This is a genomic window from Microcoleus sp. F10-B2, from assembly GCF_036704965.1.
Lineage (GTDB): Bacteria > Cyanobacteriota > Cyanobacteriia > Cyanobacteriales > Microcoleaceae > Microcoleus.
The window spans coordinates 1-4,702 of sequence record NZ_JAUBTB010000185.1; the positions used below are offsets into that span (position 1 = coordinate 1).

General features: G+C 40.6%; 2 protein-coding genes. Both read right to left on the reverse strand.

The window, feature by feature from the left end; translation table 11 throughout:
* Positions 1-149: 149 nt before the first annotated feature.
* Positions 150-2,405 (reverse strand): serine hydrolase, encoded by a 2,256-nt coding sequence (locus tag QUA99_RS32245; protein ID WP_333245511.1) that lies wholly within the window; start codon positions 2,403-2,405, stop codon positions 150-152.
* A 340-nt stretch (positions 2,406-2,745) separates the two neighbouring features.
* Positions 2,746-4,563 carry a serine hydrolase domain-containing protein gene (locus QUA99_RS32250; protein WP_333245514.1) on the reverse strand — a complete coding sequence of 606 codons (1,818 nt, stop codon included), beginning with the start codon at positions 4,561-4,563 and terminating at the stop codon, positions 2,746-2,748.
* Positions 4,564-4,702: the final 139 nt, after the last annotated feature.

The window sequence follows — 4,702 nt, forward strand, 5'->3', positions numbered from 1 at the left end:
CTAATGTCATATCACGCTATGGCAAACACTTCTCTAATCATAACGTACTCTGATCCTTTCCTTCAGGGCACTACCTAAAGTGACGACTACCAGAAACCCGGTTTATTTTAATCAACCGGGTTTCTCAAAGTTCACGAATGATTTATGGTTTAATCCAATTGGTTTTCGGGGTCAGCTATGGCACGTGTTGTTTCCGGCGAGACTTGGATGTTAATATCTTCGGCTTTAGGAAGTTCTTGAGGCTCTTCAGAAGGCTCAAAGGTAGAGAACGCGACTTCAGAATCGCTTATAGGCTCTTTAGAAGATGTGCTAATAAAGTCACGTAAAATCGGCTCTGCCTTCTCAAGGTACTCTAAAACCTCATTCAGAGTATCAATATCATTATCATGAGTCTGTTTACGCTCGCTTGTAGGCACTTTCTCATACCTGCTAATCATCGCAGGGGTAAACTGCTTCATCCGTTCAATCTGCTTAAGCAAATTCTTAATCTCCTCCAACAGCTTGTGACCGTAAACCAGCTCATGCACTTGATCGTCATTCATAAGCTGCTCAATCAGCTTATCCTTATCTTGAAGCAGCTCAATCAACTTATCCTTATTCTGAAGCAGCTCACCCACATTATACGAACTCATAAGCCGCTCAAGCACCTTATCCTTATCCTTAAACTGCTCACCCTGATCGGCCAGAGCCTTAAGGTAAGCCTCGATCGACTGAACAAAAGTCTTGAATTCAGAAACTAAGTTATCCCTCATCATGGAGATGACTGCAACCTGTACCTCAGGGACTTCTAGTGGATTAGGCAATTTCTTGATTTGTCCGATTTGAGGCCCAATCATTTGAATCACATTTTCATCTTTAAAAAAACAAATTTTAGTTGCTTCCAACTTCTTGTTATCTTTATTTTTTCGTGCCCTAATTCCCCTGTGATCGTTCGATGCTCCTATGTAATAGGTATATAAGGGATTTTCTCGAGAGGGATACAAGTGATAAACCCAGCCGTCTTTAAACAACACCAAGTGATGCTCTTGGTCTAGATCTAAAGTCCACCCGCCTTCATAATTACCGAGAAGCTTCTCCACAGCGCCCAGGTTTTCGGATGAGATCGTGTATGAAGACACATTATCCTTTGAGACTGCTTGTTTAAAATTTTCCAGAAACGTATTATAACTATTTTCATTATTAATGAATTTTTTTTCTTCTTTTTCCTCAAAATCGGAGGGATAAAGCAACTTAAGCAGCTCTTGATCCATTTCCATCCCGAACCAACGACCAAAACAGCCATTGGCGAGGATAATCATACCGATATTCTTCTCTGGAACTAGCATTTGGATAGAAAACCAGGATGGTAAAAACCCTCCATGATGCTGTATTGTGATTTTTTCGGAAGGATTAGATTTTCTCTCAATTTCTTCTATCCACCAACCCATTCCGTATTTTGTGGTTCCTGTAATACCCTCATCAGAACTTTTTACAGATTTTTTGCCTTCTACATTCCAAAGTTCCTGTAGAGTTCCAGCCTCAACCACCCGCTGACCATCTGGATTGACTCCGTTGTTCAACAAAGTTATCAGGTAACGGTTCATATCTTCAACGTTTGAAACACACTGACCTGCTGGAGCCACACCACCGATATAGTTAATACTTATCGAACCTTTTTCAAAAATTTTTGGTATTCCTTCACTCATATCAAGGCCGTAGCTGACAGCATAGTCCTTACTAGCACTTGATAATACACCAGTGATACGGGTACTTTCCATACCAATAGCGTTAAATACTTTCTTGTTCATCAATTGCGTATAAGCTTGCAGCAATTGGGATGTAGGCTTTTTATTTTTTAATGGTGTCAGGTAACCAGCGCTTGCAAACAGCTCGTTGTTATAATAGTAGTCCCCATAACTGCCTGGCCAGCATGGCAAAAGGGGGATATTTCTGATAATGTGTATTGCAGATTGGTCATTCCAATGCGTTCCATTAGAACCGTATATACTTTTTTGTATTTTAGCATACGGATTAATTGCACCCTCTATGCCACTCGTCATCCCCAGTAAATCTTTAACTTTTAGTGGGTGAGTGATTGCATCTGGAAATTTGTACTGTGAACTAATTTCAGACACTGGAGTATCCCAAGTATATAAACCCTCATCTACTTGAGTAGCAATCATAAAAGCTGTCAACGACTTAGTAACTGACCCCAAGGCAAAAAGAGTTTTTGTAGTAACTAGCTCTTTTGTTTCCAAGTTTCGCATACCAAACCCCTGAGATACGAGCACTTGATCTTTTGTAACAATGCCTAGTGCTGCTCCTGGGATTTTATAGAAGTCCATCCTTTCTTCGAACTTTTTCTTAAAATCTCTTAATTGTTGTGCAGATAAGGCTGATTTTGGTGCTGTTGTACTGTCTGTCATTTTTTTATCCTAGGATTTGTTCTTTTTGATTTTGGCCAGAAAACTGTCTAACTATCGTTGATTTAGTCTAGCCGCCGAGAAGTATGAAGGAGTATAGCCTCCTACCTCCGGCAACGTGCAGTAGTCAATAAGCGATTTTAATGTCTTAATAAAGGCGATCGTCAGACGTTCAATAGTTGTTCGTTGATGAATGTTTTGACGGTAAGTATAATTTATTTGCAGCTTGTTGTCAACTACTAATCCATTAACATCTAGCAGATGACTGTGAAGTCATAGACTACGATAAACACGTTTGATTTGAATCAACCGTGTTTATCAAAGTTCAGGAATGATTTACGGTTTAATCCAATTGCATGTTCTCAATTAAGTAACGTGTTGTTTCATGCGAGATTTTGATCTTACGATCTTTGGCTTTAGGAGGTTTTTTCCCTTTTTTTACATCAGCCTTGCGGGGAGCGAGATCGGGACGAGTAAGAAAATACTCAGCGGGTTTACCAGTTAATACGCTGCGGACTTGACTGTGTGACTCATGGGAATGTAGTACATTGCGCCATTTCTTGAGTTGTCCGACTTGAGGCCCAACCATTTGAATGACTCCTTCCTCATCATCTTCAACAAACCAAATTTTAGCTGCTTCAAACACATCAAATTCAGGGTCTGAATCCTTTGGATCTCTAACCCTCATCACCCTGTGATTATTCGATGCTCCTATGTAATAGATGTGTGAGGGATCTTGTTTGGAGGGATACAACTCATAAATCCAGCCGTCTTTGAACAACACCAAGCTACGATCTTGGTCTAGCGCTAAAGTCCACCCGCCTTCATAATTACCGAGAAGCAGCTCCACATCGTCCAGATTTTCGGATGCGATCGTGTATGAGGACACTTTGTTTGGAACTGTTGTTTTCAAATCATTCAAAAAATCGTTATAAAGGGCTTCATTGTCAATTAAGTTGTCGAGATCGGAGTCATAGAGCAACTTAAGCAGCTCTTGATTCATTTCCATCGTCAACTCACGACCAAAACAGCCATTGCTGAGGATGACCATGCCAACATTGTGTTCTGGAACTAGCATCTGCATACAAGCCCAGGATGGTAAAAACCCTCCATGATGCCGTACTGTGATTTTTTCGTTAGGATTAGATTTCCTGGGAATTTCTTCTACCCACCAACCCATTCCATACCTTGTGGTTCCTGTAATACCCACATCATCAACATTTGTTTTAGAGGGTTTGCCTTCTACATTCCAAAGTTCCTGTAGAGTTTCAGCATTAACCACCCGCTCACCATCTGGGCTGACTCCGTTGTTCAACAAAGTTATCAGGTAACGGTTCATATCTTCAACGTTTGAAACCCCCTGACCTGCTGGACCTATACCATCGATAAAATTAATACTTATCGAACCTTTTTCAAAAATTTTTGGTATTCCATCCCTCATATCGAGGCCGTAACTGACAGCATAGTCACGACTAGCACTTGATAAAATAGCAGTGAGACAGGTACTTTCCATGCCAATAGGCTTAAATACTTTCTGGCGCATCAATCGCTTATAAGCTGGCAGCAATTGGGATGTAGGCTTTTGATTTTTTAAAGGAGTCAGGTAAGCGGCGCTTGCATACAGCTCGTTGTTATAAAGGTGTTTCCCAATATTCTCTGGAAAGCATGGCAAAAAAGGGATATTTTTGATAGTGTATATTGCAGATTGGTCATTCCAAAGCGTTGCATTAGCACCCAAAATCATATCTTCTATGTTAGCAAACGGATTAACTGCACCGTCTATGCCACTAGCCATCCCCAATAAATCTTTAACTTTTAGTGGGTCTTTGATTTCATCGGGAAATTTGTATTGTGAGCTAATTTCAGAGACTGGAGTATCCCAAGCATATAAACCCTCATCTACTTGAGTAGCAGTCATAAAAGCTGTCAATGACTTAGTCATTGACCCCAAGGTAAAAAGAGTTTTTGGAGTAACTGGCTCCTCTGTTTCCAAGTCTCGCACGCCAAACCCCTGAGACACCAGCACTTGGCCATTTTGAACAATGCCTAACGATGCCCCAGGTATCATATAGAACTGCATCCTTTCTTCAAACTTTTTCTTAAAGTCTTCCAATTGTTGTGCAGATAAGGCTGAGTTTGGTGCTGTTGTACAGTCTGTCATTTTTTTATCCTAAAATTTGTTCTTTTTGATTTTAGCCAGAAAACTGTCTAACTGGATTTTAGACGGAACTTACCCCTGCAGGGGGTAGTTTCGGTGGCTGTATTCTTTGAGCCGTATTCGTTTTAGCTATTTGGCAGTT